We start from the raw sequence: 24,366 nt of genomic DNA, 5'->3' as shown, positions 1-24,366 counted from the left end.
GCGACCATCGCCAACACCTGAGATTCTACAGGTTCCCTCCGACATCCGGGCCGCAGTGCGCCCGCCGGAAGGGTTCCGGAGGAGCCATGCCCGAGACCGCACCCCCGCCCGCCCCCCGCACCCGTTCCGGATTACTGGGCCGAGTCCATGATTGGCTCCCCGATCGCGTGGATCTCCGCGTGCGGATCGCGGCCTGGGTGTCGCTCGTCCTCGAGATCGCGATCGTCGGGACCGGAGGCGCCGTCCGCCTCACCGATTCCGGCCTCGGCTGCGAGTGGCCGCTGTGCACGCCGGACTCGCTGTTCCCCACGGCGGCGCAGAGCTATCACTCTCTCATCGAGTTCGGGAACCGCGGGCTCAGCTTCTTCGTGGGCCTCGCCGCGATCGCGGTGATCGTTCTCGTGTCGCGCATCAGGGCCGAGCGCCGCGACCTCTGGATCATGTCCTGGATCATCTTCGCCGGCGTGCTCGTGCAGGCCGTGGTCGGCGGGATCCTGGTGATCTTCCAGCTGCACCCGAACATGGTCGCCTTCCACTATCTGGTCTCGCTCGTGCTCGTCGCGGTGTCGGCGGCCTTCGTGGTGCGGATGGGGCAGCCTCGTGGCGCACGAGAGCGCGCCGTGCCCCGGGGCGTCGCCATCCTGGTGCACGTCACCTCCTTCGTCTTGGCCCTGACCGTGCTCTTCGGCGTGCTCACCACAGGCGCGGGGCCCCACTCGGGCGACCCCGCGGTGACACTGCGGAACGGTTTCGACGCCACGGTCCTCGAGCACGTGCACTCCTGGCCCGCCTACGCGCTGTTCGCACTCACGCTGACGCTGCTCGTGATCGCGCTGGCGAACTCGCTCGCGGCGATCCGCAATGCGGTGATCGTGCTGCTCTCGATCGAGCTGGTCCAGGTCGCCGTCGGCCTCTACCAGGCACGCAACGCGCTGCCCCCGCTCGCAGTGGGTGTGCACATGGTGCTGGCGGCGATCCTCGTCGCGGCGTGCACCTCCCTCGTGCTGCGGCTGAAGCGCCCGGCCCCGACCTCGCCTTCGGCCGTCCGCGCCGAGGAGGCGGGAGCCGCCGGTGCATCGGCCGCGCGCGGCTGAACCTCTCCCTCAGCCCGCCCGCTCGGCGCCTGGGCTGCCGTCCTGCGCCCAGGCGACCCCGAGCGCGAACAGCGTAGCGACGCCGTAGCGGTCCATGGCGGCCGCGATCCTGCGGCGCCCGGTGCGCGGGGTGATGCCGAGCGAGCGGGACGCCGCGTCCAGGGTCATCCCGCGACGCATGCGATGCAGCAGCTGCCCGTAGCCGCCCGGATCCTTCTCGACCGGACTGGCCTGCCGCCACAGTTCGGCGAAGTAGGCCTTCGCGATCCCGGCGATCACCGGACTCGCGACGGCGAGAACGCTCTGCGGCGCCTTCTCCCCCCACACCAGCGGCACGCCCGTGACATCCAGATCGTCCACCCAGAACCAGCTCGGCGGATCCGCCAGCATGCGGAACTCGACTCCGGAGTCCCCGAAGGCGCGCACCATGGCCGTCAACTGCTCATCGAGCGGCATCGCGGGGATGATCGCCTGCACCGACGTATACGTGGACATCGCACGGGCGAACGACCTGCTGCGCTCCGGACTGCTCGCGCGGTACCGATCGAGGTCGGTGAGCACGGCGCGCACCCGGCCGCCCGAGCCCACCCGAGATGCCTGCACCGCGAACCACAGATCCTCCGCCGCGTGCGGGCCGTGCGCGCTCTGCAGCGAGAGCCGGTCCTGCGCCACGGCCTCGCCGAAGTTCCACGACGAGGTGCGGCGTGCGACCGCGTCCACGACCGCGGCGAGTCGGTCGCTGCGTCGCTGCGCCTCTGCGCGTTCCGACTGCAGCAGCCGCTCGATCGCGATCGCCGCCGCATGCACCGGCGGATTCAGCAGGACCACCCCGTCGCGCAGGGACAGGCTGCCCTCGTCCGCGAGTCGTTCCAGGCTCTCGCGCGCCGCATCCGGAGCGAGGCCGGAACGCGCCACGACAGCGTCCACGTCGAGGAGCCGCTCGCGCAGCAGCAGATCCAGCAGGTCGTCATCGCTCATCATCATGTCCTCTTGCGGACAGCGCACGAACCGGACCTTGCGCCGTCCTGATCAGGTCAGTTGGAATGTGGATTGGACGCTAGCAGGTGTTCCGGATCAGGGACTGGTCCGCACCTGCGTGCTGGGGACACCGGTCCCGGCGCCTGAGCGCCGGGACCTCTCCCCGCGTCCGACGCATACCAGCCTCATAGGCGATGCAGACCGGACGCACGAGTTCGCCCGCGAGGCTGGATCCATGACACGCGTACTGAACCGAAGCATCCCGTTCTGGATCCTCCTCGCCGCCTCGATCGCCCTCGTCGCCGCAGGCCTTCTCACCGTCCTCGATCATCTGGGGACCATGACCGCGACCCTCAAGGACGGCAGTGCGACAGGGCTCGAGGTCTATGGCGGACAGTCCTGGATCGTGCTCGGAGCTGCCCTGCTCGGAGCGGGAGCGCTCGGAGTGCTGCTCACGCTCGCCCTGGCGGTCGTCTCGTCGCTGCTCGGCGCCGCCACGGCGAAGCCTGTCGATATCGCTCCGCTCGCCTTCGACGACATCGACCAGGACGACGACACCGAGGGAGCCCTCGACGCGCCCGCCGCACCGCACGAGATCGCGCAGGAGCAGCAGGAGCGGGCTGAGGAGACCGGCGACGAGCCGGCCGAGGAGTCTCAGAAGGGAAGCAGCGGGTCGACCGCGACGGCGACGAAGATCAGCGTCAAGTAGGTGATGGAGGCGTGGAAGACGCGCATCGGCTTGGCCGATGCGCCCTTCACCGCCTGCGAGTACAGCCGGTGCGACTCGTACACGAACCAGCCGCCGAAGACCAGCGCGGAGACCGTGTAGACCAGCCCCATGCCGGCGACCGGGATCAGCAGCAGCGAGCACGCCAGCGTCGCCCAGGCGTACAGGATGACCTGCAGCCCGACCTGGGACGCGGACCGGGTGACGCCGAGCATGGGCACGTCGACGTCGTCGTAGTCGTCCTTGTACTTCATCGACAGCGGCCAGTAGTGCGCAGGAGTCCAGAGGAAGACCAGGACGAACAGCACGAAGGCCGGCCAGTCCAGCGACCCGGTGACGGCCGCCCAGCCGATCAGCACCGGGAAGCACCCGGCGATGCCGCCCCAGATGATGTTCTGCTCGGTGCGGCGCTTCAGGATGAGCGTGTAGATGACCACGTAGAAGAAGATCGCGGCGGCCGACAGCACGGCGGCGACCCAGTTCGTCGTCAGCCACAGCCAGACGGTCGAGAGCACCGCGAGCACCCACGAGAAGATGAGCGCCCCTCGGGGCGTGACCTCGCCGGTCACGAGCGGACGCTTCTCGGTGCGGTGCATGTGCGCATCGATGTCGCGATCGATGTACATGTTGAACGACGCCGCGGATCCGGCGCTCATCGAGCCGCCGATCACCGTCGCGGCGACCAGCCAGAGGTTCGGCAGACCCTGCTGCGCGAGGAACATCACCGGCACGGTGGAGACGAGCAGGAGCTCGAGCACACGCGGCTTGGTCAGCTCGACATAGGCCTTGACGGTCCGCTTCAGAGAGCGCTCGGCGGCGACGGACTCGATGGTGGTCGCGATGCTGACCGCCTCCTTCATGCGCACACGGGAACGCCTCCATCCTACGCCACGACGGAGCCCGGCCCCGTCCTCGTCGACCGCGCCCGACCCCGCCGCCGGCGACCGTGCGCAACACAGCGACCCGACCGGCCACGCAGGCATGCGACCGCACTATGCTGAAATTACTCGCGCGCCCGTCAACGTGCCACGCCTCCGTGAAGTCGCGGTAGCGCGCAACACAGCCGGGCGCACTCACTGTCTTGGAAAGGGCTCTGGAGTGTCGGAACTGCTGTGGGATGAGATCGATCGACGCGCGGTGGACACCGCCCGGGTGCTGGCGGCGGATGCCGTCCAGAAGGTCGGGAACGGCCATCCCGGAACCGCCATGAGCCTGGCGCCGGTGGCCTATCTGCTCTACCAGCGCGTCATGCGCCACGACCCGGCGGACACCCACTGGATCGGCCGCGACCGGTTCATCCTCTCCGTGGGTCATTCCTCCCTCACGCAGTACGTCCAGCTGTACCTCGGCGGCTTCGGCCTCGAGCTGACGGATCTCGAGGCCCTCCGCACGTGGGGCTCGCTCACCCCGGGACACCCGGAGTACGGGCACACCAAGGGCGTCGAGATCACGACGGGCCCGCTCGGCCAGGGCCTCGCCTCCGCGGTGGGCTTCGCCTACGCGTCCCGCTACGAGCGCGGCCTGTTCGACCCGGACGCCGCCGCCGGCACGAGCCCCTTCGACCACTACGTCTACGTGATCGCGGGCGACGGAGACCTGCAGGAGGGCGTGACCAGTGAGGCGTCCTCGCTCGCCGGTCACCAGCAGCTCGGCAACCTCATCGCGATCTACGACTCGAACCGCATCTCGATCGAGGGCGACACGAACGTGTCCTTCACCGAGGAGGTGCGCGAGCGCTACGAGTCCTACGGCTGGCAGGTGCAGCACGTGGACTGGGTGCGCACCGGCACCTACGTCGAGGACGTGAAGGAGCTCTTCGACGCGATCGAGCAGGCGAAGGCCGAGACCTCCAAGCCCTCCCTGATCATCCTGAACACGGTCATCGGCTGGCCGGCGCCCAATAAGAAGGGCACCGAGTCGGTGCACGGCAACGCGCTGGGCGCGGACGAGGTCGCCGAGACCAAGGTCGTCCTGGGCTTCGACCCCGAGCAGTCCTTCGTCGTGGAGGACGCGGTGATCGAGCACACCCGCGCACTCGGCGCGCGGTCGGCCGAGCAGCGCGCCGCATGGCAGCAGGACTTCGACGCCTGGGCCGCCGCCAACCCGGAGCGCAAGGCGCTCCTCGAGCGCCTCGATGCCCACGAGCTCCCCGAGGGCATCGAGGACGTGCTCCCCGTGTTCGAGGCCGGCACGGAGCTCGCGACCCGCGCCGCGTCCGGAAAGGTCATCAACGCGCTCGCTCCCGAGCTCCCCGAACTGTGGGGCGGGTCGGCCGACCTCGCCGGATCCAACAACACCACGATCGCGGGCGCGAAGTCCTTCATCCCCGCGACCTGGTCCACGCACGACTGGGACGGCAGCCCGTACGGCCGCGTGCTGCACTTCGGCATCCGCGAGCACGCCATGGGCTCGATCTTGAACGGCATCGTCCTGCACGGCCCGACCCGGCCGTTCGGCGGCACCTTCCTGATCTTCAGCGACTACATGCGCCCCGCGGTGCGTCTCGCGGCCCTCATGAATGTGCCGAGCGTCTTCGTGTGGACGCACGACTCCGTCGCGCTCGGCGAGGACGGCCCCACGCACCAGCCGATCGAGCAGCTGGCCTCGCTGCGCGCGATCCCCAACCTCGCCATCGTCCGCCCCGCGGACGGCAACGAGACCGCCGCCGCCTGGCTGGAGATCCTGCGCCGTCACGGCGGCCCCACGGGCATCGCCCTGACCCGCCAGAACGTGCCGAACTTCGCACGAGGCACGGGCGACGCGTCGGGCGACACGTTCGCCGCGGCGTCGAACACGGTCAAGGGCGCCTACATCCTGGCCGAGGCGCCGAGCGGCACGCCCGACGTGATCCTCATCGCCACCGGCTCCGAGGTCCAGCTCGCGGTCGCCGCCCGCGAGACCCTCGCCGCGGAGGGCGTCAACGCCCGCGTGGTGTCGGCGCCGTCGCTCGAGTGGTTCGCCGACCAGGACGAGGCCTACCGCGAGTCGGTGCTGCCATCCGCGGTCAAGGCCCGCGTCTCCGTCGAGGCCGGATCCACCCTGACCTGGCACGGCATCGTGGGCTCGACCGGGCGCTCCGTCGGCATCGACCACTTCGGCGCCTCCGCCGACTACAAGACGCTGTTCCAGAAGTTCGGCATCACCGCCGAGGCCGTCGTCACCGCGGCCCACGAGACCATCGCCGCGAACGCGGCTGCCTAAGCACGGATTCGAGGAGAACGCATGACCACCCCCACCGCCGCACTCGCCGCCGCCGGAGTCTCCATCTGGCTGGACGACCTGTCCCGCACCCGGATCGCCTCCGGCAACCTCGCCGACCTCATCGCCACCCGCAACATCGTCGGCGTGACCACGAACCCGACGATCTTCGCGAACGCGATCACCGACCCCGACGACACCTCCTACGACAGCCAGGTCGCCCAGCTCGCGGCGTCGGGCGCGAGCGCCGAGGAGGCGATCTTCGAGGCGACCACCCAGGACGTGCGCGATGCGCTCGACGTCTTCCGTCCGGTCTGGGAGCAGACCGGTCACGTCGACGGACGTGTCTCGATCGAGGTCTCCCCCGACCTCGCGCATGACACCGACGGCACGATCGCCCAGGCCAAGGACCTCTGGGCCAAGGTCGACCGCCCCAACCTGCTGGTCAAGATCCCCGCGACCAAGGCCGGGCTTCCGGCGATCACCGCGGCGATCGCCGAGGGCATCAGCATCAACGTCACGCTGATCTTCAGCCTCGAGCGCTACGCCGAGGTCATCGACGCCTACCTCACGGGCCTCGAGCAGGCCAAGGCCGCCGGCCACGACCTGTCCACGATCCACTCGGTCGCCTCGTTCTTCGTGTCGCGCGTCGACACCGAGACGGACAAGCGCCTGACCGCGATCGGCACCGAGGAGGCCGCCGCACTGAAGAGCAAGGCCGGCCTCGCGAACGCCCGTCTCGCCTACGAGCTGTACGAGCAGACCTTCGCGGGCGACCGCGCCGCCGCGCTGCTCGCCGCGGGCGCCAACCGTCAGCGGCCGCTGTGGGCGTCCACCGGCGTCAAGGACCCGGCTCTGCCGGACACCCTGTACGTGACCGAGCTCGTCGCGCCGAACGTCGTCAACACGATGCCGGAGAAGACCCTCGAGGCGACCTTCGACCACGGCGTCGTGACCGGCGACACGGTCACCGGCGCGTACGAGGAGTCGCGTGAGGTGTTCGCGGGCCTCGCGGCGATCGGCGTGGACTTCGCCGACGTGACCCAGGTGCTCGAGGACGAGGGCGTCGAGAAGTTCATCGACTCCTGGCACAGCCTGCTCACCCAGGTCCGCGAGGGACTGGAAGCCCAGCGGTGAGTTTCGAGATCCACACCTCCGGGGCGCCGAAGGCCGCGATCGACGACGTCGTCCCGCGTCTCGTGGGCGAGCTGATCGCGTCCCGGATCACCGGAGGCGACCCGACCGTGTGGGGTGAGGCCGCCGAGTCCGAGGCGAGCATCCGCCTCGGCTGGGTCGACGCCGTCTCCGTGTCGCGCCCGCTCGTGCCCGAGATCCTCGCCCTGCGCGATGACCTCGCGGGCAAGGGCGTCACGCGCGTCGTGCTGGCGGGGATGGGCGGATCCTCGCTCGCCCCCGAGGTCATCTCGCAGACCGCGGGCATCGACGTCACCATCCTCGACTCGACCTCTCCCGGCCAGGTCCTCGCGGCGATCGACGCCGGTCTCGCCGATGCCGTGCTCGTGGTCTCCTCCAAGTCCGGATCCACGGTCGAGACGGACTCGCAGCGTCGCACCTTCGAAGCGGCGTTCCGCGATGTCGGGATCGACCCCGTCGAGCGCATCGTCGTGGTCACCGACCCCGGGTCGCCTCTCGACGAGTCGGCGCGCGCCGCCGGCTACCGCGTGTTCAACGCCGACCCGAACGTCGGCGGCCGGTACTCCGCGCTGACGGCATTCGGACTGGTGCCCTCGGGTCTGGCCGGCGTCGACATCGCCGAGCTGCTCGACGAGGCCGAGGCCACGCTGCTGCAGGTCGCGATCGACTCCGCTGAGAACCCGGCGCTGCTGCTCGGCGCGGCGATCGCCGCCAGCGCGCAGACCCCCGGCGGTCCGAGGCGCGACAAGCTGGGCCTGATCACGGACGGCACCCACATCGTGGGCCTGCCCGACTGGATCGAGCAGCTCGTCGCCGAGTCCACCGGCAAGGAGGGCACCGGGATCCTTCCCGTCGTCCTGCTCCCCGTCTCCCCCGAGGTCGAGGCCCGGCCGGCGGACCTGCAGCTGGTGCGCCTCGTCGACGAGGCCGACGAGTTCCACCTGCGCGAGCGCCACCCCGGCGAGATCCTCGTCAGCGGGACGCTCGGCGCGCAGTTCATCGTGTGGGAGTACGCCACCGCGATCGCGGGATACCTGCTCGGGATCAACCCGTTCGACCAGCCCGACGTGGAGTCGGCCAAGATCGCCGCGCGCGGTCTGCTGGACGCCCGACCCGAGGCGGCGCCCGCCGCTTTCGTGCAGGACGGGGTCGAGGTCCGCGCCTCGGACGACTCCCTGCTCGTGTCCGGCACGATCGCGGGTGTCCTGGACGCCCTGTGGCAGACGCTGCCGGCGGATGGCTACGTGTCGATCCAGGCGTATGTGGACCGGCTCGAGATGCCGCAGCTGCAGGGCCTCCGCGAACTCGTCGCCGCCGACTCGGGGCGGCCGACCACGTTCGGCTGGGGTCCGCGATTCCTGCACTCGACCGGGCAGTACCACAAGGGCGGCCCTGCGCAGGGCGTGTTCCTGCAGATCCTGGAGCGCACGGACGTGGATCTGGAGATCCCCGACCGCCCGTTCACCTTCGGGCAGCTCATCGAGGCGCAGGCCGCGGGCGACGCGGGCGTGCTCGCCGCGCACGGCCGGCCCGTGGTGACCCTCACGATCACCGAACCCCAGGACGATGTGCTGGACCTCTTCGAGGCCGCGCAGTAAGCACCCCCAGAGAGCACTCAGGAGAATCCCCCGCTGATGACTGTTCCCGTCTCCCGCGGCAGCAACCCGCTCCGCGACCCCGATGATCGCCGGCTGAACCGGATCGCGGGGCCCAGCGCCCTCGTGATCTTCGGCGTCACCGGCGATCTGTCGCGCAAGAAGCTGATGCCCGCCGTCTACGACCTCGCCAACCGCGGCCTGCTGCCTCCCGGGTTCGCCCTGGTCGGATTCGCCCGCCGCGACTGGGAGGACCAGGACTTCGCGCAGGTCGTCTACGACGCCGTCAAGCAGCACGCGCGCACCCCGTTCCGCGAGGAGACGTGGGCGCAGCTGCTCCAGGGCATCCGCTTCGTGTCGGGCGAGTTCGGCGACCCCGACGCGTTCCGCCGCCTGCGAGAGACCGTCGAGCTTCTCGACGTCGAACGCGGCACGATGGGCAACCACGCCTACTACCTGTCGATCCCGCCCAACCAGTTCCCGCTCGTCGCGCAGCAGCTGCGCGACTCAGGGCTCGTCGAGGCCCATGAGGACGCGGACCACTGGCGCCGCGTGGTGATCGAGAAGCCGTTCGGGCATGACCTCGCCTCCGCGCGAGCGCTCAACGACGCGCTCGAAGGCACCTTCCCCGCCGACTCGATCTTCCGCATCGACCACTACCTGGGCAAGGAGACGGTGCAGAACATCCTCGCGCTGCGCTTCGCGAACGAGCTGTACGAGCCGATCTGGAACCGCAACTACGTCGACCACGTGCAGATCACGATGGCCGAGGACATCGGCGTCGGAGGACGTGCCGGCTACTACGACGGCATCGGCGCGGCCCGCGACGTGATCCAGAACCACCTGCTGCAGCTTCTGGCCCTCACCGCGATGGAGGAGCCGATCAGCCTCTCCGCTGAGCATCTGCGGGCCGAGAAGGAGAAGGTCCTCGCCGCGGTCTCGCTGCCCGACGACCTCTCCCTCGCGACCGCCCGCGGGCAGTACGCCGGCGGCTGGCAGGGCGGCGAGCAGGTCACCGGCTTCCTCGACGAGGACGGCATGGATCCGGAATCCACCACGGAGACCTACGCCGCGGTCAAGCTCGAGATCAACACCCGCCGATGGGCCGACGTGCCGTTCTACCTGCGCACCGGCAAGCGCCTCGGCCGCCGCGTCACCGAGATCGCGGTCGTCTTCAAGCGCGCACCCGAGCACCTGTTCGGCAGCGGGCAGACGTCGGAGCTCGGGCAGAACGCGCTCGTCATCCGCGTGCAGCCGGATGAGGGCGTCACGCTGCGCTTCGGTTCCAAGGTTCCGGGCAACGGCAGCAACGTGCGCGACGTGACCATGGACTTCGGCTACGGACACGCGTTCACCGAGGCCAGCCCGGAGGCGTACGAGCGGCTCATCCTGGACGTCCTGCTCGGCGACCCGCCGCTGTTCCCGCGCCATGAGGAGGTCGAGCTCAGCTGGAAGATCCTCGATCCCGTGGAGCAGTACTGGGCCACGGAAGGCGGCCCCGTGGAGCAGTATGCTCCCGGATCCTGGGGCCCGGCCTCCGCCGACGCCCTGCTCGCCCGCGACGGACGTGTCTGGAGGCGCCCGTGATCATCGATCTGCCCGACACCACCACCAGCCAGGTCGCGAAGAACCTGGTCAAGGCTCGCGAAGAGGGCGGCGTGGTCGCGCTCGGCCGCGTGCTCACGCTCATCATCGCGGCGCCGGACGACGCGCTCGAGGCAGCGGTCGACGCGGCGAACGACGCGTCCCGCGAGCACCCGATGCGCGTCATCGTGCTCACTACGAGCGAGGGCGAGGCACGTCTGGACGCGCAGATCCGCGTCGGCGGCGACGCCGGCGCGAGCGAGGTCGTCGTGCTGCACGCCTACGGCGCCGCAGCAAGCAACGAGGAGAGCCTCGTCACCGGCCTCCTGCTGCCCGACGCCCCCGTCGTCGTCTGGTGGCCAACACTGGCGCCGGAAGCCCCTGCCGAGTCGCCGCTCGGACGCATCGCGCAACGCCGCATCACCGACGCGGCGACCGCGACCGACGTGCGGGCGCAGCTCGAGGTACTCGGCCGCACGCACGTCCCCGGCGACACCGACCTCGCCTGGACCCGGCTCACGCACTGGCGGGAGCAGCTCGCCGCTGTCCTCGATCAGCCGCCGTTCGACGAGGTGACCGCGGTCGAGGTGCGCGGTGCCGCCGATTCCCCGTCCACCGCGCTGCTCGCCGCCTGGCTGGGTCTCGCGCTGGACGTGCCGGTCCGCTGGGCATACGAGCCGATCGCGCAGTGGGCGCACGGCATCAAGTCGGTGCGGCTCACCCGTGCCAACGGCGACATCCTGCTGGAGCGCCCGGTACCGGGATCCGCGATGCTCACCCAGCCCGGACAGCCGGACCACGAGCTTCACCTGCCGCGGCGGACGCTGCGGGAGTGCCTGGCGGAGGAGTTGCGCCGGCTCGACCCCGACGCGCTCTATGGCCGCGTGATCACCGAGGGCTTCGCACAGCTCAGCGCGCCGGAGCCGGTGGCCTGACATGGCCTCCGACTCCCCCGCCAAGCGGGTCGTGATCGGCGCGGACGCTGCGTCCCTCGCCGGCCTCGTCGCCGACCGCTTCCTCGTGCGCGTCCAGGCGCGGATCAGGGATGGACGAATCGCCCACGTCGCGCTCACCGGCGGCAGCATGGGCTCCGCCGTGCTGCGCGCCGTCGCCGAGGACGCGCGGGCGGCCGAGGTGGACTGGTCGCTCGTGCACTTCTGGTGGGGCGATGAGCGCTTCGTGCCGGCGGACGACCCCGAGCGCAACGCCGGACAGGCGCGCGAGGCGCTCTTGGACCGGATCCCGGTCCCACCCGAGAACGTCCATGAGATGGCGGCGAGCGATGCGGGACTGAGCCTGGACGAGGGCGCGGCGGCCTACGCCGCGGAACTCGCCCGTTTCGGCGACGCCGAGCGCGCCTGGCCCTCCTTCGCCGTGTGCTTCCTCGGCGTCGGCCCGGACGGCCACATCGCGTCGCTGTTCCCCGACCGCCCGGAGATCACAGTGACCGACGCCGCAGTGCTGCCGGTGCGTGACTCCCCCAAGCCCCCGCCGGAGCGGATCACGCTGACCCGGCCGGTCATCAATGCCTCCCAGCGGGTGTGGCTCGTGCTCACCGGAGCGGAGAAGGCCTCCGCGCTCGGGCTCGCCCTGGCCGGCGCGAACTACGAGAACGTCCCGGCCGCGGGCGCCAAGGGGCGCAAGCGCACGGTGTTCTTCGTCGACGAGGCGGCCGCCTCCGAGGTCGCACCCGACCTCATCGACGTCGACTACTGATCGATACGGTCGTCCGACCGGACCGGATCCGGTACCCGCTCAGACGCCTGCGGATCCGTTCCCGCGCTCGTCGGCATCGCCGCCGGTGCGGGGCGGATCCTCGCGCCGGATCGGCGCGACGTTGGACGGCCATTCCGGAACGTCCCTCTGCGGAACTCCCGGGGAGGTGGATCCGCCCGAAGGCGTCTCGGTCACCGAAGGTCCAGGATCCGGGCGCGCGGCGGACGGCGTCGCGCCCCCGGAACTGCCCCGTGCGATCGGCAGCTCCTGGCTCTCGCTGACGACCTGAGGGTGGTAGCGGGCGAGCGTCACGACGCCCCAGCCGGCGATCGCACCGGAGATCCCGAACGCGACGAACACCCACGCGGGGGCGGCTGCGCCCTCCTCGAGGACGAGGAGACCAATCAGCACCGCGACCATCGGGTCGACCACCGTGAGGCCCGCGATCACCAGGTCCGGAGGACCGGATCCGTACGCGGTCTGCACGAAGTAGGCGCCTGCGGCACCCGCGGCGATCAGCGCGATCACGCACACGGCCGTGAGCCAGTCGAACTGCCCGGCCTGGATCCGGCTGATGACGGCCTTGGCGAGGGTCGCGACGAAGCCGTACAGGATGCCGGCGCCGGTCACGTAGAAGAGCGCGCGCATGCGGTGCCGCAGGATCAGCCAGCAGGTACCGAGCAGGATGATCACGACCAGCAGGATCGTCAGGATCGTGAACAGCTGGATCTCGCTGATCGCACGCTCCACCGCGAACAGCGCCGCGAACAGCACGAATATGAAGATGCCGCCGACGCACGCGAAGATCGACACGAGGGAGCGCTTGGTCGGCGCGACGCCGCTCACCCTGGCGTTCAGCAGAGTGGTGATCACCAGCGCGATCGCACCCAGCGGCTGCACCACGATCAGCGGGGCCTTGGTGAGCGCCGCGAGCTGGCAGATGATCGCCAGGGCCAGCATCAGGGTGCCGACGATCCAGGACGGACGCGTGAGCAGCCCGCGCACCTGCACCCAGCTGAGGCCGGTGGCCGCGTCGGAGCCGCTGAGCCGCTCCACCTTCTCCACGCCGCGATGCTGGTACTGCGCGCCGAGCGACATGAACACCGCGCCGGCGAGGGCGAGCGGAATGCCCATGAGCAGGCCGGGGTTCTGGAAGACCCCGGCGAGATGCTCGCCGACGTCGGCCGCCCCTGTGGTCCGCGTCATGTTCTCCAGCACGCTTCGAGCCTACCCGCCGTCGTGCGCCGACTAGGGTTGACGCGTGGCTGTGCTTCCGATTCGCATCATGGGCGACCCCGTCCTGCATTCCCCCGCCGACCCGGTCGGCGAGATCACCGACGAGATCCGCACCCTCGTGGCGGACATGCACGAGACCATGGACGTCGCCCCGGGCGTCGGACTCGCCGCGCCCCAGGTAGGCATCGGCCTGCGGATCTACGTCTACTCGTATGTGGACGACGACGAGAACCCTTGGCGCGGCGAGATCATCAACCCCGTGCTCTGGATGGCGCCCTTGGAGCCCGGCTCCCCCGACCCCGACCTCGAGTCCGAGGGCTGCCTCTCCTTCCCCGGTGAGCGGTTCCCGCTGCGGCGCTCCGAGCGCGTGCTGGTGACCGGCGTGGATCTGAACGGCGACGACGTGCGCATCGAGGTCGACGGCTGGCGGGCCCGCATCATGCAGCACGAGTTCGATCACCTCGACGGCATCCTCTACGTCGACCGCCTCGATGACGGCGACTGGAAGACGGTGCAGAAGATCGCCCGCAAACGCGGCTGGGGGCGCCCCGGCGTGAGCTGGCTGCCGGGCGTGGACGATCTCGAGGGCTGATCCCGAAATTTCAACTCGGGACAGAAATCCCCCTGGACAGACGTACTTTCTTGCAGGTTTGAAATTTCCTCTTCTGCACCGGTACGTTCTTAGCTGTCCCGCGTTCTGCGTGGATTCATAGCTTCTAGAGGGGGAATTCCCATGAACGACCGCGCTCTTCTCCGTCGCGTCGCCGTCGTCGGCTCCGCGCTGGTCCTGGCCGCCGGGCTCAGCGGCTGCAGCATGCTCAACAGCCTGCTCGGCAGCGGAGGCGGCGATGCGCCGCGCGACGACAAGTCCCAGGTCACAGCGAGCTCGAACATCGGCATCTTCAACCTCAAGCTCGGCGACTGCAAGATGAGCGACACCGGAACGACGATCAGCGAGACCGACGTGGTGCCCTGCGACAAGCCGCACGACGAAGAGGTCTTCTACGAGTTCAAGCTCGAAGGCGCCGAGTACGACTCCGACGCGATCGACGCCGAGGTCGAGAAGTGCGCCGGAGACGCGTTCACGACCTTCATCGGCGTCGCCTACGACGATTCCTCCCTCGACGTCTCCTACATGACGCCGACGAAGGACACCTGGGACTCGATGAACGACCGTCTCGTGCAGTGCATCGTGAGCGACCCGGCCGGTCAGACCACTGGCTCCCTCAAGGGCGCCGCACGCTGATCCTCGAGGATCCTGCATCTTCCGGAGGGGCTCGCCACGGCGGGCCCCTCCGTCGTCCCCGAGGGGCGCGCGGGGCGACGCGCCCGGGCGCCGGCCCGTGTCGGAGTCGGGGCGCATCCTTTGCTATAGTTGACGAGTTGCCCGCGAGGCGGGAAGCATTCCTCGGTAGCTCAATTGGCAGAGCAGCCGGCTGTTAACCGGCAGGTTCTTGGTTCGAGTCCAAGCCGGGGAGCTGAAACCCCTTGTGATTCCGCGGAATCACAAGGGGTTCTTGCATGTACGGACATCTCGGTTGGCGCGTATGGTAGCGCGAATACGCCAAAAACAGCCCTCTGGCGAGATTGACATACCAACGTTCCCCGTCGTTTCCCACTACTTACCGACGCGAGCGTTCGCGACCGCGGTACATGCCCAGCATGACCGCAAACACGCGCCCCGATCCCGTCGGACTCGAACGCCTCCTGAGCATCGACGAGCTCTCCGCCTACCTCGGCGTCCCCAAGCAGACCATCTACAACTGGCGGACGAAGACACCCGCGTACGGCCCGCAACCCATCAAAGTCGGCCGGGTCCTGCGATACCCGGAGACCAGCGTGCAATTGTTCGTCGACGCACTCAAAGGCTGATGCCCGCCGCCCGCCGTCCGGGCCAGCTGGGAAAGATAGTGCTGACCTCGGACGCCAACGGAACCTGTCGTGCGCGCGCACGGTACCGAGACGCCACCGGCTCTCAGCACTGGCTCCGCGGCGCCGGCCGGCGACGGCACCGCTGCGTTCACCTGCTTCGACGACAATCAGTCGGCCGGAGAGGGCGGCGGCAACTCGGTTTCGTCGCTGGAAGCGGTGATTGGTGGGCGGTGTGCCCGGCGGGTACTCGGAGCACACCACGCCGGCATCGCTGGTAGTGGCAAGCAGCGAAGCATGCCCGGACGGGTATGGCCGGTCCATCCCACTCGCTACGAGGACAGCGGCATGCCCGCCCGATTCCAGGGTGCGACGGGTTGCCGAACCGGCGATGCCGTAGCCGCCGGTTGTGAGAATGGTGCCGCCGAGACGGCTGTGGCCTTCTGCGAGTTCGGCGGCCGCATGTTCGCCGTAGGCGGTGGACGCCCGGGAGCCGTCAAACTGCGTGACCTGGTCCCGGTCGGCCAGCAGGCTCATGTCGCCCTGGGACCACAGCACGGCGGGCGCGTCCTTGCCGAGAGCGTTCAGCGACGAAGGCCAGCTGTCATCTCCGGGGATGTTCGGCGTGATGCCGTGCTCCTCGCACAGCCAGGCAACCTCGGCGACATCGGTGGCGTTGACATCGTGGGGCAGCGAGTCCTGCAGACTACGCACGACCCCAAGCAGACGTGGTGCATCGGAACGCCACGGGTGACCGGCGGGAAGCTTCTCGATGAAACGGGACAGCTGCCTCGCGATGAGGCCACGGCCGAGAGAGGGCTCGGATGGGAGGGCAACGTCCGGAGCGGCGCGCTCCTGCTCGCCGAACTGCCCTGTTGCCGTGCGTGCCGATTCGTGGGCCGCAGCTGCCGGTGAAGAGATGCTCATGACAGACATGTACCGAGGCGCCCTCGGTCGCGTTACATTGAGTCCACATACTGGTCAACGGTGAGTCCCGCCTTAGCAGAACCCATCCATGCAGTCGCCGCAGCAGACAAAGCTAGCCCGTGCGAGCAGGTATCCGTCGTCAGTTCCTGGACGACGGCAACCGTCGCCGCACAGCCGGCATTCACGAGCTTCCTGACCTTCTGTGCAAGCTCGTCGCCGAGTGCCTCAATCGCCGAAGAAAGGCCCATGGTGCCGGGATGAACATCCCCTTCCCACCTGAGCTCCTTCATCCACGAGGACCGCCGACGAACGGCGCCGCGTAGCCCGGAGGGTTCACCCCTTTGGAATCCGGAGTCTGGAGCGCTGCCAAGGACCGCAACCATCTCAGCAAGGTCGACCGTCTCGCTCTCAATGGCTAAGACGCAGTTGCGTAGCGTCATCTGCGATACCTCGTCGGACCATGATGGGGCGACACCACTGGGCAAGCCTGCGTCACCTCACCGTCGCGACGCCTCCGGCCCAATGAGTAATCCCGCCCCCTGGTTCGCAGACGAAGAGCTCACCGCTTGCCAAAGTCACCGACCAGGCTTCAAATGCCTCTGAAGGAAAGCACGTAAGGGTCACCCCATTGCCGAATCGGATTTGCAACTGACCTGAGTCGGTTGCGTCCACTCCGCCACAGAGATCATCGACCGTAGGCCCACGCCTCTTCGCGCACCGCAGGGCTGACCTACCCAGCGAAGGCCGCCTGTAGCGCGCCGAGATCGGTTGCGGAGAACGCAGCCGCGGGAAGGACCGCGACGAACGAGCCGCCTCTGCGCTTCAAAACAACAGTGCCGCCCACGATTAGCACTCCGGCCAGTAACGCGAAGGAAGTCTCGCCGCGGCTCAGCGCCGTCCATGTGCGCAGCACGTCGCCGTCGACCTCTGCCACCACGCGCGAGCCCACCGGATACTGCGCCCACACGACGCGAGAAGCGGACCTCCGCGTGATCACGACGAAAACGACGATCAACAGGATCGATCCGACCAGAGCCAGGATCAGCGGCTGCCAGGTGGCCGACGAGAACATCAGCCCGGTCCACACCGACAGGAGCGGTCCGAGAACGAGAACCACCAGCGCGGACGGGCGGCTGAGCGCGAATCGCGTGATGTCGCCGACATGTCGTTTGATCTCGGCATCGTCCATGACGACGCCGCCAATGCTCGGTTCAGTGATCATTGATTCCCCCAAGGATCGTGAGTAACGTTGCTCGCCTGCTCTTCAAGGCCGCTAGCTCTACGGTCACGGCCACTCCACTGGGCTCAGGGCGAACTCGAATCCCGCATGCCCCTCGCCAAAGCCTCTGCGTCATCTCAGCTTCCTGCCCCCAATGACCGGTCGGAACCGCCAAAGATGGTCTAGAACGTTACCTGCAGCGTCGTAGACCACGCAGTCGCCTGGGTGACGTACGGGGGTGACGAGCTGCGCCATACCCCAGGCCACGATCACAGCCGGGACACGCAGCCACCGTCGTCCGGCGGCGGGCATCGCAGCGCTCACAGCGCCGTCGGTCATGTAACGCCCTCTAGCGCAACGTGATGCACTGATTGCCCTTTGCGTCAGCATCCTGTGCAATCGCACCCGCGGTCATCAGGCCCACGGTGCTGGACAAGATGCCGAATGCAAGGTAGCCGCTCGCAATGGCCAGCAGCATCCACATCCGCGGCATCCGTTCGAAGGACTCCTCCCCCGACAAGCCATCCTCGCGATGAACGCGCGCGTATCGTCCCTGCACGAAACGCAGCACGCGAACTCGGAACAGCAGCGCCAACATGCCTGCCAGGATCGCGACCGCGCCTGCCACGATACACACCACAGAGAAGGCTCCCAATCGATTACTCTCGCCCGAAAATCCCGACGAGAATCGCGCCGACGCCGATGATCATCAACCACACGCCACAGAACCCCACCCATCACGGACTCGACCGCCGCGCCAGAACCTTCCCGGATGACCCGCACATGGCCCTGTTGGCATCCACAATGACGTGGAAGATCCGAACACGACGACGAATGATGAAAGGTCCACACGCAACCGCGGCGACCCCGATCACGATCGCCAAGTAGTTCTCAATCGTCACGTCGCACACCCTCATGCGGCAATAGCCCATCAAAAAGCCCTCGAAACACCCGAACGGCTTGCCACATGTCATCTCGATCGTCGACAAGAAGTATTGATCTTTCCTGATCAAGCGCAAGCGCGTAAATGATCTCGATCTGACCCCATTCACGACGCGCGGCTCGCAAATTGTCTGTCTGATGGCCAATCTCAAGAGCGTTCAGCGCGGCTCTTGTCCGAGCCTGCATGTCGGCCAGATGAGCCAGATCTCCGTCAAAGTGATCGAGGCTGTCAATAGCCGCCAAGATGAGGGCGATCTGAATCGGTTCCATACGACCAGGATCACCCCTCATGGTCGGAGGTCTCCGAAACTCACTGTTTCCACTTTCCCCTCGTCAGACTGAGCACCGTACAACGCATGGACTGCTCCAAAGGCAGCCAATATTTAGCCGCGACCAGAAGAAATAGCCCAAATTCTGCACTAGGCCTCTGGCCACGCATTTTGCCCTGAATGCAGCTCATACCCGCGCGCTGCATCTTCATCACTCGTCACCAGAAGAGAATCAGCACTGGCAATCGGTCGCCCTTCGGAATCCACGTCACCAAGGAAGACAACAATAGAATGCCCATTATCGAAGACGAGCCTGGTGCACCAGGGCGCCATTTCCCCACTGCCCGTTTCAATGTAGGAGTGATATTGGTCAACAACTGTGGCACCGAGGACTTCATGCCAGCGGACGCTTCGGTCGACCTTGAAGGAGTCAGGACCGGTCCTCGGGGGATTGAATACTTCACTTGTCAAGCACTCAATCCGATTACCGTTGAACCACCGAATAGTGTAGGCCGCGCCACTGTTGAAGATGAAGTTGACACCAATTGCACTGTAGTCAAATACTTCACTGAACTGCACCAGCTCATCGGAGGCAAGCCAGTCGTAGACCACGCGGACAAGACGAGACCGCTTAGGCGCGCTTCGCAGGATAGGGAAGTTCATTCTCAAAAGTTTCCAAAATACTGGAAGACGCCATTGACATCGAACGCAGCACCCCAACCATCCGGCGCGATATAGTATTTGCCTCCAACGAAAAGGCCATTCTCAATCGGTTGCGTACGTGTTCCCGGGTTGTAAAGGATTTCTTCCAGTATCGCTTGAGCCTGCTCGTTCTTGACTAGGGCGTTGCCTGTTGGCTTGGGAAATCCTCCCACCCCTCCGTGCTTGTCGAGTTCCTGCGCAGCCTTGGTCACGAATCCGTCGCCACGAGCCGACCTCTTGCCCGTCTCAGCAAGCTTCTGAACTTCGGTGGGTGTGCGTTCATAGTATCCCCCCTTACCCACCGGGCTCTCGGGGTTTCCCGGCCTGCTCGACCCAGCAATCGCGACGCCGTCCACTGCAATTGCGGCCGCGATGTCGAGGAACGGAAGAAGAGTGAGCGCGATCAGAAGCCCTTCCAGCTGCGTCTTCACGTCCTTTGCGATTTGTGCCGTGATGGGCAACTCGCTGTAGGAGACGCCATCCCAAACCGCGTGCGAGAAGTCGTTGTCCGGGTCAAGCACCACTTTCGCCGTCGGCGTCTTCGCTGCGGCAAACGCCGGCGATGCCGTCAAGGTCGTCGCCGCCACCGCTGCGATTGCGACCGCAGCCAGCCACCGGCGGGTCACTTCGACACCGCCCACGCCAGCACATACCCGTTCACGTCGCCAGTACTCCCCCGAGACTCCACCAGCGCATACCCCACGTTCTTCTCCCCCTCAGCAACCAACGGCGAACTCCCCTTGCCCGTCGCGGACAGCGCCGCCGTCGCCTGCGAGACCCCCGTGCTGTCGAAACCGAGCATGTACCCGAAGGTCACATCGCCGTCGCAGTTGCTCGACGGCTTCTCCGGGCTTCCGCCCGTGCCACCCCTCTTCGCCGCAGCCGTCGCGTACGCTTTCGCAGCAGAGTCGAGGCAGTCGCTCCGCGTCAACGCTTTCGCCTCAACGCTGGTGCGCGCGGAGGACCACACGTCATCGACCGTCGCAGCCTGCGTCTTGTCCGCCGCGAGAGCTGCATCCGTCGGCACAGGTCGTGGCAACGAGGACGGCAAAGTCTGCAGAGGCTCGCCCCGACCAGTTGCAGGATGCATCGAGCTGGACAGCGTCACGCCCAGCACTGCCACGGCTATTGCCGCTGCCCCTGCCACCCCAATGGTCCACCAGAGTCTCCGGTGCCGCGCCGAAACCGGCACGCTCGCGCGCTCGCTCACGTATCCCCCTACGTCCACCCCAGCAGCTATCGAAGCCGCGTGCAGACTACAGGTACTGATGCACGCGTTGTCAATACCGCAGTCATCGAGCGTTGCCGGTTCAGCAACCTCTACGCGATCGAACGAGATCGAAGGGACGCTCGCGGGAGCACGCTTGAGAGCATCGCACGCTCGCTGGGCGCGCACCTCCTCGCGCTCGATACCGACAACCGTGGAACGGTCCACGAAGCCTCCATCGAGATCTTCGATGCGCTGTCCAGAGGTGACGATCGCGCGACAGCCCAGGTTCTCGTACAGGTGTACGCGAACCTGCATGCCCTTGACGAGTTCCCCACGCTCGCCCCCCGTCTCGTAGTGAATCGACCCGGGTTTCCCGGAGGGCGGTGTTGGGCCGCGACAGGCTTGTCGTGCCCTTGGGAAGTGGCCTGGTCACAATGACATCCTTCCTGTCCAGCCCTCCCGGCTAGCCATGCTCGATGTCACCTGTTCCTGCACCAGACCCTCTTGTGGTCCTGCTGTTGCGCATCTTCGGTGTGATCACCTGTGGGTGAAGAGGTTGGGGCCTCTCCTTTCCCAGACGCTTTCGGGCCTTCGGGCACCTCGCGAGCGCCGCGGCGCCGCGCCCGAAACGCTCCCCGCCGCTGCCGGAAACGGCGTCGAAACACCGGACTGAGATGCTCCTCTCGACCGAGTCTTGCGGACCGGCGTCGCGATGGCGGGATCCCCGGTTCCCTGCACCGTCCCGTCTGCCGGAAAGGACAGCCCATGGATCCGCTCGCCACCTTCGTCCTGGTCGGATCCCTCGTGGTGGGCGCGTCCTGGGCCGCCCCACGGCTTCACCTGCCCGGCCCGCTGCTGCAGCTCATCCTCGGGCTGCTGGTCGGGCTCATTCCCGCGGTGCAGAGCATCCACCTGCCCTCCGATGCCGTGCTGGTGCTGTTCCTTCCTGCGCTGCTGTTCTGGGAGGCGCTGATGACGCCCTTGCGCGAAGTTCGACGGGATCTGAGAGTCATCCTGCTGTTGAGCACGCTGCTGGTGGTCGCCACGACGTTCGGCACGGCGGGGATCGGCGTCGCGCTCGGCTGGGGATGGCTGCCCGCGCTGGTCCTCGGCGCCGCGCTGGCTCCCACCGACGCCACGGCGGTCGGAGCGCTCGCCCGCGCGCTCCCGCACCGGAACATCGTCCAACTGCGCACCGAGAGCCTGATCAACGACGGCACCGCGCTCGTCATCTTCACGATCGTGATCGGACTTGCCGGCAGCGGCACCCACTACTCCGGTGCAGAGGTCACGTGGCTCGTCGCACTGGCCTACGGCGGCGGCGGGATCGTCGGGCTCCTCGCGGGCTTTCTCGGCACCGCCGTGCTCCGGCGCCTGAGCGACCCCCTCCTGCACAACGCGGCGCTGGTCCTGGTGCCGTTCGCCGCATTCCTCGCCGCGGAGCAGATCCACGCGTCCGGCGTCATCGCCGTCGTCGCCGCAGGCCTGTACCTGAGCCGCACAGGGCCGCGCTCCGGAACACCGCAGTCCCGCCAGCAGCGGGACGGCTTCTGGATCCTGGCGACCACGACGCTCAACGGCGCTCTCTTCGTCCTGATCGGGATCGAAGCGCAGTCCGCGATCCGATCCGTCTCGCCGCAGAGCATCCCCCTGCTGCTCGCGCTCTGCGTGCTGATCTGGATCGCCATCCTGCTCATCCGGTTCGTGTTCCAGATGTTCACGACCTGGACGATCCGGCTCGTGGATCGGAGCCCCGCGCAGCGCAGCAAACGGATGACGCATCGGGCCAGGGTCGTCTCGACCGTCGCCGGGTTCCGCGGCGCGATCTCCCTGGCGGTCGCACTCGCCGTGCCCGCCGGGATGGCAGGGCGCGCCGAGATCGTCTTCGTCGCCACTGGCGTCGTCATCCTCACGATCCTCGCCCAGGGCCTGCTCCTGCCGGTGGCCATCCGCTGGGCGCGGTTCGAACCCGATTCGATGGTCTCCGCCGAATTCACCCGCGCGCACCGGACCGCCCTGCTCTCCGCGATCCATGCGACGCCCGCCCTCGCACAAGGGATCGACGCCCCAGACCACGTCCGCGACCGGATCATGAACGAGTACCGGGAACGCCTCGAGAGGATCGACGGCTCGCCCGACCCGGACCGCAGCACCCGGCGCGACCTGGATCGCGACTACGCCGCACTGAGTCTCGCTCTCGTGGATCACACGCGGGACATCGTGATCCGCCTCCGCAACCACGGCACCATCAGCGATGTCACGCTGCACCGGCTACAGTCACGTCTGGATCGCGACGCGCTGCACCTCGCCCCCGCATCGACGGAACGACACGAGTGACGCTGGTGCGATCGCGGGCCGGCGCCGATCCGCTCTCGGGACGCGCATGTGGTCCCGGCGCCGTGCTGATGGCTCCCGGGGTCGGGCTCCGCACGCTCAGACGAGGGGCGCGGTCCCGGTCGCGATTACCGAGTAATCCCAGAGGCGCGCGCTGTCCGCGGGATCCAGCGCCCAGGACTTGACTCCGCCGGTGACCATGTCCATGTCCGCGTCGAGCGCCCGGAGCGCGACGTCGTTGTCCTGCGTGTACACGCCGCTCAGATCCGCGAGCTCGGGAGAGGTCAACGCCCAGACGGCGGTCGACGCGCCCTGCTCCGTGGTCTTCAGCCGCAACGCGGGACTCGGCGCTCCGGACGCGTCGGCCCACCCCAACGCGATCTGGTCCTCCGTCGAAAGATGCCGTTGCAGCGGGGTCATGATGTTGCCGGGATGCACCGAGAACGCCTGCACGCCGATCTCTCGACCGCGCTCCGCGAGTTCGGCGGCGAACAGCGCGTTCGCGCTCTTGGACTGTCCGTAGGCGAGCCAGGGATCATAGGGCTCTGAAGCGAAGTGCAGGTCGTTCCAGCGGATTCCGCTGGTGAAATGACCGGCGGACGACATCATGACGACGCGCGCCCCGTTCTCGCCGAGGAGCGGCAGGATCCCCCCGATGAGCGCGAAATGGCCCAGATGGTTGACCGCGAACTGGTACTCCCATCCCTCACGGGTCCGCTTCTCCGGGGAAGCCATCACTCCCGCACTCGCGATGACGCCGTCGAACCGCCCGCGCTCCTCGAGAAGATGCTGCACGAGCGCGTGGATCTCGCGCTGGTCCGACAGATCCGCCTCGAGCACGGTGACGCGCTCGATTCTCCGGGTCGTTTCGGCGGCGAGCCCGACGCGGCGCGCGAGGACGACGACGGAGGCGCCCGCCTCGGAGAGAGCCCGCGTCATCTCCAACCCGATGCCGGAATAGCCCCCGCTGATGAGCACCCGCTTGCCGGCGAGGTCTACTTCGCCGAGAACATCGGCTGCGGTGTGGTCGCGGGTGAAACGCGAGGGAAGCGGATGCTGGCGTGCGAGGCGGGTCTCGATCGAAGTCATGATGCGACCGTAAGACCTAGAGTGAACTCTATGTCAAGTGCGAGCGACCACGAGGTCGCGTCATCCGGACCGCAACGTTATTCGATCGGCGAAGTTTCCCGGATCACGGGGGTCGGGGTTCATGCTCTCCGCTGGTTCGAGCGGGAGGGGCTCTTCCCGATGAAGGTGGAGCGGACTCCCGGCGGTCAACGGGTGTTCGATGCCGACATCGTCTACTGGATCACGTTGTGCACGACGCTGCGAAGAACCGGCATGCCGATCGCCCGGGTCCAAGAACTCGCCTCCCTCATCGAGGCCGGTCCCGGGAACGAGGCGGATCGGATGGCGCTGCTGGAGGCGCATGAGGCGACCGTCCGTGCGAGGATCCGCGATCTGGAAGAGTCTCTCGCCGTGATATCCGCGAAGACCGCCATCTATCGCTCGAACCTGGAGGCGGGCACGGCGGGCGGTCTCTGGGATCCGACGACACCGCGGGATCCTCAAGATCCGCCGGGGTGAGCCCTACGGCGTGAACGTGGATCC

General features: G+C 67.8%; 25 protein-coding genes, 1 tRNA gene and 1 pseudogene. 14 read left to right on the top strand and 13 right to left on the bottom strand.

The window, feature by feature from the left end; all coding sequences use genetic code 11:
• Positions 1-179 precede the first annotated feature (179 nt).
• Positions 180-1,094 (top strand): heme A synthase, encoded by a 915-nt coding sequence (locus ACFC1J_RS02115; protein WP_375902047.1) that lies wholly within the window; start codon positions 180-182, stop codon positions 1,092-1,094.
• 9 nt (positions 1,095-1,103) lie between these two features.
• Here the strand turns inward: ACFC1J_RS02115 and ACFC1J_RS02110 are convergent, their stop codons facing one another.
• A complete protein-coding gene (locus ACFC1J_RS02110; RefSeq protein ID WP_375902045.1) occupies positions 1,104-2,072 on the bottom strand; it encodes a hypothetical protein in 969 nt (322 codons plus the stop codon).
• 235 nt (positions 2,073-2,307) lie between these two features.
• Between ACFC1J_RS02110 and ACFC1J_RS02105 the strand changes: the two genes are divergently transcribed.
• Complete coding sequence (locus ACFC1J_RS02105; RefSeq protein WP_375902043.1) at positions 2,308-2,781, top strand: dinucleotide-utilizing enzyme; 474 nt, start codon at positions 2,308-2,310, stop codon at positions 2,779-2,781.
• On the opposite strand, the gene ACFC1J_RS02100 is transcribed toward ACFC1J_RS02105, so the two are convergent.
• Positions 2,727-3,659: a heme o synthase gene (locus tag ACFC1J_RS02100; protein ID WP_375902041.1), complete on the bottom strand. Its 933-nt coding sequence runs from the start codon at positions 3,657-3,659 to the stop codon at positions 2,727-2,729. The genes ACFC1J_RS02105 and ACFC1J_RS02100 overlap by 55 nt on opposite strands.
• Before the next feature lie 238 nt (positions 3,660-3,897).
• Here ACFC1J_RS02100 and tkt point away from each other — a divergent pair, with 238 nt between their 5' ends.
• From tkt to pgl, 6 genes are read left to right on the top strand one after another with little or no spacing between them, the layout of a single operon-like run.
• Entirely contained in the window at positions 3,898-6,000 is a 2,103-nt protein-coding gene (gene tkt, locus ACFC1J_RS02095; RefSeq protein WP_375902039.1) for a transketolase, read from the top strand.
• Positions 6,001-6,021: 21 nt separating this feature from the next.
• Positions 6,022-7,134, top strand: a complete 1,113-nt coding sequence (gene tal / locus ACFC1J_RS02090; RefSeq protein ID WP_375902037.1) for a transaldolase — start codon at positions 6,022-6,024, stop codon at positions 7,132-7,134.
• On the top strand, positions 7,131-8,750 hold the full coding sequence (locus ACFC1J_RS02085) for a glucose-6-phosphate isomerase (protein WP_375902035.1): 1,620 nt from the start codon (positions 7,131-7,133) through the stop codon (positions 8,748-8,750). The genes tal and ACFC1J_RS02085 overlap by 4 nt, the downstream gene beginning before the upstream one ends.
• A 36-nt stretch (positions 8,751-8,786) precedes the next feature.
• On the top strand, positions 8,787-10,334 hold the full coding sequence (zwf, locus tag ACFC1J_RS02080) for a glucose-6-phosphate dehydrogenase (RefSeq protein ID WP_375902033.1): 1,548 nt from the start codon (positions 8,787-8,789) through the stop codon (positions 10,332-10,334).
• Complete coding sequence (locus ACFC1J_RS02075) at positions 10,331-11,266, top strand: glucose-6-phosphate dehydrogenase assembly protein OpcA (RefSeq protein WP_375902031.1); 936 nt, start codon at positions 10,331-10,333, stop codon at positions 11,264-11,266. The genes zwf and ACFC1J_RS02075 overlap by 4 nt, the downstream gene beginning before the upstream one ends.
• Before the next feature lies 1 nt (position 11,267).
• The gene (gene pgl / locus ACFC1J_RS02070) at positions 11,268-12,047 is read left to right on the top strand and encodes a 6-phosphogluconolactonase (protein ID WP_375902029.1); all 780 of its coding nucleotides are present in this window, start codon (positions 11,268-11,270) and stop codon (positions 12,045-12,047) included.
• A 39-nt stretch (positions 12,048-12,086) separates the two neighbouring features.
• On the opposite strand, the gene ACFC1J_RS02065 is transcribed toward pgl, so the two are convergent.
• Positions 12,087-13,253 (bottom strand): DMT family transporter, encoded by a 1,167-nt coding sequence (locus ACFC1J_RS02065; RefSeq protein ID WP_375902714.1) that lies wholly within the window; start codon positions 13,251-13,253, stop codon positions 12,087-12,089.
• A gap of 55 nt (positions 13,254-13,308) precedes the next feature.
• Between ACFC1J_RS02065 and def the strand changes: the two genes are divergently transcribed.
• The 4 genes from def to ACFC1J_RS02045 all read left to right on the top strand — a co-directional run bounded on the left by def (position 13,309) and on the right by ACFC1J_RS02045 (position 15,155).
• Positions 13,309-13,875, top strand: a complete 567-nt coding sequence (gene def / locus ACFC1J_RS02060) for a peptide deformylase (RefSeq protein ID WP_375902027.1) — start codon at positions 13,309-13,311, stop codon at positions 13,873-13,875.
• Between the two features lie 141 nt (positions 13,876-14,016).
• Positions 14,017-14,529, top strand: coding sequence for a septum formation family protein (locus tag ACFC1J_RS02055; RefSeq protein WP_375902025.1), 513 nt, complete (start codon positions 14,017-14,019; stop codon positions 14,527-14,529).
• A 159-nt stretch (positions 14,530-14,688) separates the two neighbouring features.
• Positions 14,689-14,761: transfer RNA gene (locus ACFC1J_RS02050), tRNA-Asn, on the top strand.
• 184 nt (positions 14,762-14,945) lie between these two features.
• Positions 14,946-15,155 carry a helix-turn-helix transcriptional regulator gene (locus ACFC1J_RS02045; protein WP_375902023.1) on the top strand — a complete coding sequence of 70 codons (210 nt, stop codon included), beginning with the start codon at positions 14,946-14,948 and terminating at the stop codon, positions 15,153-15,155.
• A 138-nt stretch (positions 15,156-15,293) separates the two neighbouring features.
• On the opposite strand, the pseudogene ACFC1J_RS02040 reads toward ACFC1J_RS02045, so the two are convergent.
• The 9 genes and pseudogenes from ACFC1J_RS02040 to ACFC1J_RS02000 all read right to left on the bottom strand — a co-directional run.
• Positions 15,294-16,079, bottom strand: a pseudogene (locus ACFC1J_RS02040) (DNA-processing protein DprA); the annotation flags it as partial.
• Positions 16,080-16,111: 32 nt separating this feature from the next.
• Positions 16,112-16,519, bottom strand: a complete 408-nt coding sequence (locus ACFC1J_RS02035; protein ID WP_375902022.1) for a hypothetical protein — start codon at positions 16,517-16,519, stop codon at positions 16,112-16,114.
• A 52-nt stretch (positions 16,520-16,571) separates the two neighbouring features.
• Entirely contained in the window at positions 16,572-16,802 is a 231-nt protein-coding gene (locus ACFC1J_RS02030; RefSeq protein WP_375902711.1) for a DUF6188 family protein, read from the bottom strand.
• 7 nt (positions 16,803-16,809) lie between these two features.
• A complete protein-coding gene (locus ACFC1J_RS02025; protein ID WP_375902021.1) occupies positions 16,810-17,301 on the bottom strand; it encodes a hypothetical protein in 492 nt (163 codons plus the stop codon).
• Between the two features lie 346 nt (positions 17,302-17,647).
• A complete protein-coding gene (locus ACFC1J_RS02020; RefSeq protein ID WP_375902019.1) occupies positions 17,648-17,926 on the bottom strand; it encodes a hypothetical protein in 279 nt (92 codons plus the stop codon).
• Between the two features lie 263 nt (positions 17,927-18,189).
• Positions 18,190-18,510 carry a hypothetical protein gene (locus tag ACFC1J_RS02015; protein WP_375902018.1) on the bottom strand — a complete coding sequence of 107 codons (321 nt, stop codon included), beginning with the start codon at positions 18,508-18,510 and terminating at the stop codon, positions 18,190-18,192.
• A gap of 149 nt (positions 18,511-18,659) precedes the next feature.
• The gene (locus tag ACFC1J_RS02010; protein WP_375902016.1) at positions 18,660-19,121 is read right to left on the bottom strand and encodes a hypothetical protein; all 462 of its coding nucleotides are present in this window, start codon (positions 19,119-19,121) and stop codon (positions 18,660-18,662) included.
• A 53-nt stretch (positions 19,122-19,174) separates the two neighbouring features.
• Positions 19,175-19,852: a hypothetical protein gene (locus ACFC1J_RS02005; RefSeq protein ID WP_375902014.1), complete on the bottom strand. Its 678-nt coding sequence runs from the start codon at positions 19,850-19,852 to the stop codon at positions 19,175-19,177.
• Complete coding sequence (locus ACFC1J_RS02000; RefSeq protein ID WP_375902012.1) at positions 19,834-20,736, bottom strand: hypothetical protein; 903 nt, start codon at positions 20,734-20,736, stop codon at positions 19,834-19,836. The genes ACFC1J_RS02005 and ACFC1J_RS02000 overlap by 19 nt, the downstream gene beginning before the upstream one ends.
• A gap of 450 nt (positions 20,737-21,186) precedes the next feature.
• On the opposite strand from ACFC1J_RS02000, the gene ACFC1J_RS01995 reads away from it, so the two are divergent.
• A complete protein-coding gene (locus ACFC1J_RS01995) occupies positions 21,187-22,758 on the top strand; it encodes a Na+/H+ antiporter (RefSeq protein ID WP_375902010.1) in 1,572 nt (523 codons plus the stop codon).
• A gap of 96 nt (positions 22,759-22,854) precedes the next feature.
• Here the strand turns inward: ACFC1J_RS01995 and ACFC1J_RS01990 are convergent, their stop codons facing one another.
• Complete coding sequence (locus ACFC1J_RS01990) at positions 22,855-23,844, bottom strand: SDR family NAD(P)-dependent oxidoreductase (protein WP_375902008.1); 990 nt, start codon at positions 23,842-23,844, stop codon at positions 22,855-22,857.
• Between ACFC1J_RS01990 and ACFC1J_RS01985 the strand changes: the two genes are divergently transcribed.
• A complete protein-coding gene (locus ACFC1J_RS01985) occupies positions 23,809-24,342 on the top strand; it encodes a MerR family transcriptional regulator (protein WP_375902006.1) in 534 nt (177 codons plus the stop codon). The genes ACFC1J_RS01990 and ACFC1J_RS01985 overlap by 36 nt on opposite strands.
• Positions 24,343-24,366 lie beyond the last annotated feature (24 nt).

Origin of the sequence: Microbacterium sp. NPDC056052 (assembly GCF_042266785.1) — a bacterium.
GTDB lineage: Bacteria > Actinomycetota > Actinomycetes > Actinomycetales > Microbacteriaceae > Microbacterium.
The sequence above is the reverse complement of the archived record's forward strand: the minus strand, read 5'-3'. Positions and strand labels throughout refer to the sequence as shown.

Excerpts from the sequence above, each read along its gene's own strand:
- ACFC1J_RS02110 (WP_375902045.1), bottom strand. The coding sequence starts at position 2,072 with ATGAGCGATGACGACCTGCTGGATCTGCTGCTGCGCGAGCGGCTCCTC.
- ACFC1J_RS02105 (WP_375902043.1), top strand. The coding sequence starts at position 2,308 with ATGACACGCGTACTGAACCGAAGCATCCCGTTCTGGATCCTCCTCGCC.
- ACFC1J_RS02100 (WP_375902041.1), bottom strand. The coding sequence starts at position 3,659 with ATGAAGGAGGCGGTCAGCATCGCGACCACCATCGAGTCCGTCGCCGCC.
- tal (WP_375902037.1), top strand. The coding sequence starts at position 6,022 with ATGACCACCCCCACCGCCGCACTCGCCGCCGCCGGAGTCTCCATCTGG.
- zwf (WP_375902033.1), top strand. The coding sequence starts at position 8,787 with ATGACTGTTCCCGTCTCCCGCGGCAGCAACCCGCTCCGCGACCCCGAT.
- pgl (WP_375902029.1), top strand. The coding sequence starts at position 11,268 with ATGGCCTCCGACTCCCCCGCCAAGCGGGTCGTGATCGGCGCGGACGCT.
- ACFC1J_RS02065 (WP_375902714.1), bottom strand. The coding sequence starts at position 13,253 with ATGACGCGGACCACAGGGGCGGCCGACGTCGGCGAGCATCTCGCCGGG.
- ACFC1J_RS02055 (WP_375902025.1), top strand. The coding sequence starts at position 14,017 with ATGAACGACCGCGCTCTTCTCCGTCGCGTCGCCGTCGTCGGCTCCGCG.
- ACFC1J_RS02045 (WP_375902023.1), top strand. The coding sequence starts at position 14,946 with ATGACCGCAAACACGCGCCCCGATCCCGTCGGACTCGAACGCCTCCTG.
- ACFC1J_RS02035 (WP_375902022.1), bottom strand. The coding sequence starts at position 16,519 with ATGACGCTACGCAACTGCGTCTTAGCCATTGAGAGCGAGACGGTCGAC.
- ACFC1J_RS02025 (WP_375902021.1), bottom strand. The coding sequence starts at position 17,301 with ATGATCACTGAACCGAGCATTGGCGGCGTCGTCATGGACGATGCCGAG.
- ACFC1J_RS02015 (WP_375902018.1), bottom strand. The coding sequence starts at position 18,510 with ATGGAACCGATTCAGATCGCCCTCATCTTGGCGGCTATTGACAGCCTC.
- ACFC1J_RS02000 (WP_375902012.1), bottom strand. The coding sequence starts at position 20,736 with ATGCAGGTTCGCGTACACCTGTACGAGAACCTGGGCTGTCGCGCGATC.
- ACFC1J_RS01995 (WP_375902010.1), top strand. The coding sequence starts at position 21,187 with ATGGATCCGCTCGCCACCTTCGTCCTGGTCGGATCCCTCGTGGTGGGC.
- ACFC1J_RS01985 (WP_375902006.1), top strand. The coding sequence starts at position 23,809 with ATGCTGGCGTGCGAGGCGGGTCTCGATCGAAGTCATGATGCGACCGTA.
- ACFC1J_RS01990 (WP_375902008.1), bottom strand. The coding sequence starts at position 23,844 with ATGACTTCGATCGAGACCCGCCTCGCACGCCAGCATCCGCTTCCCTCG.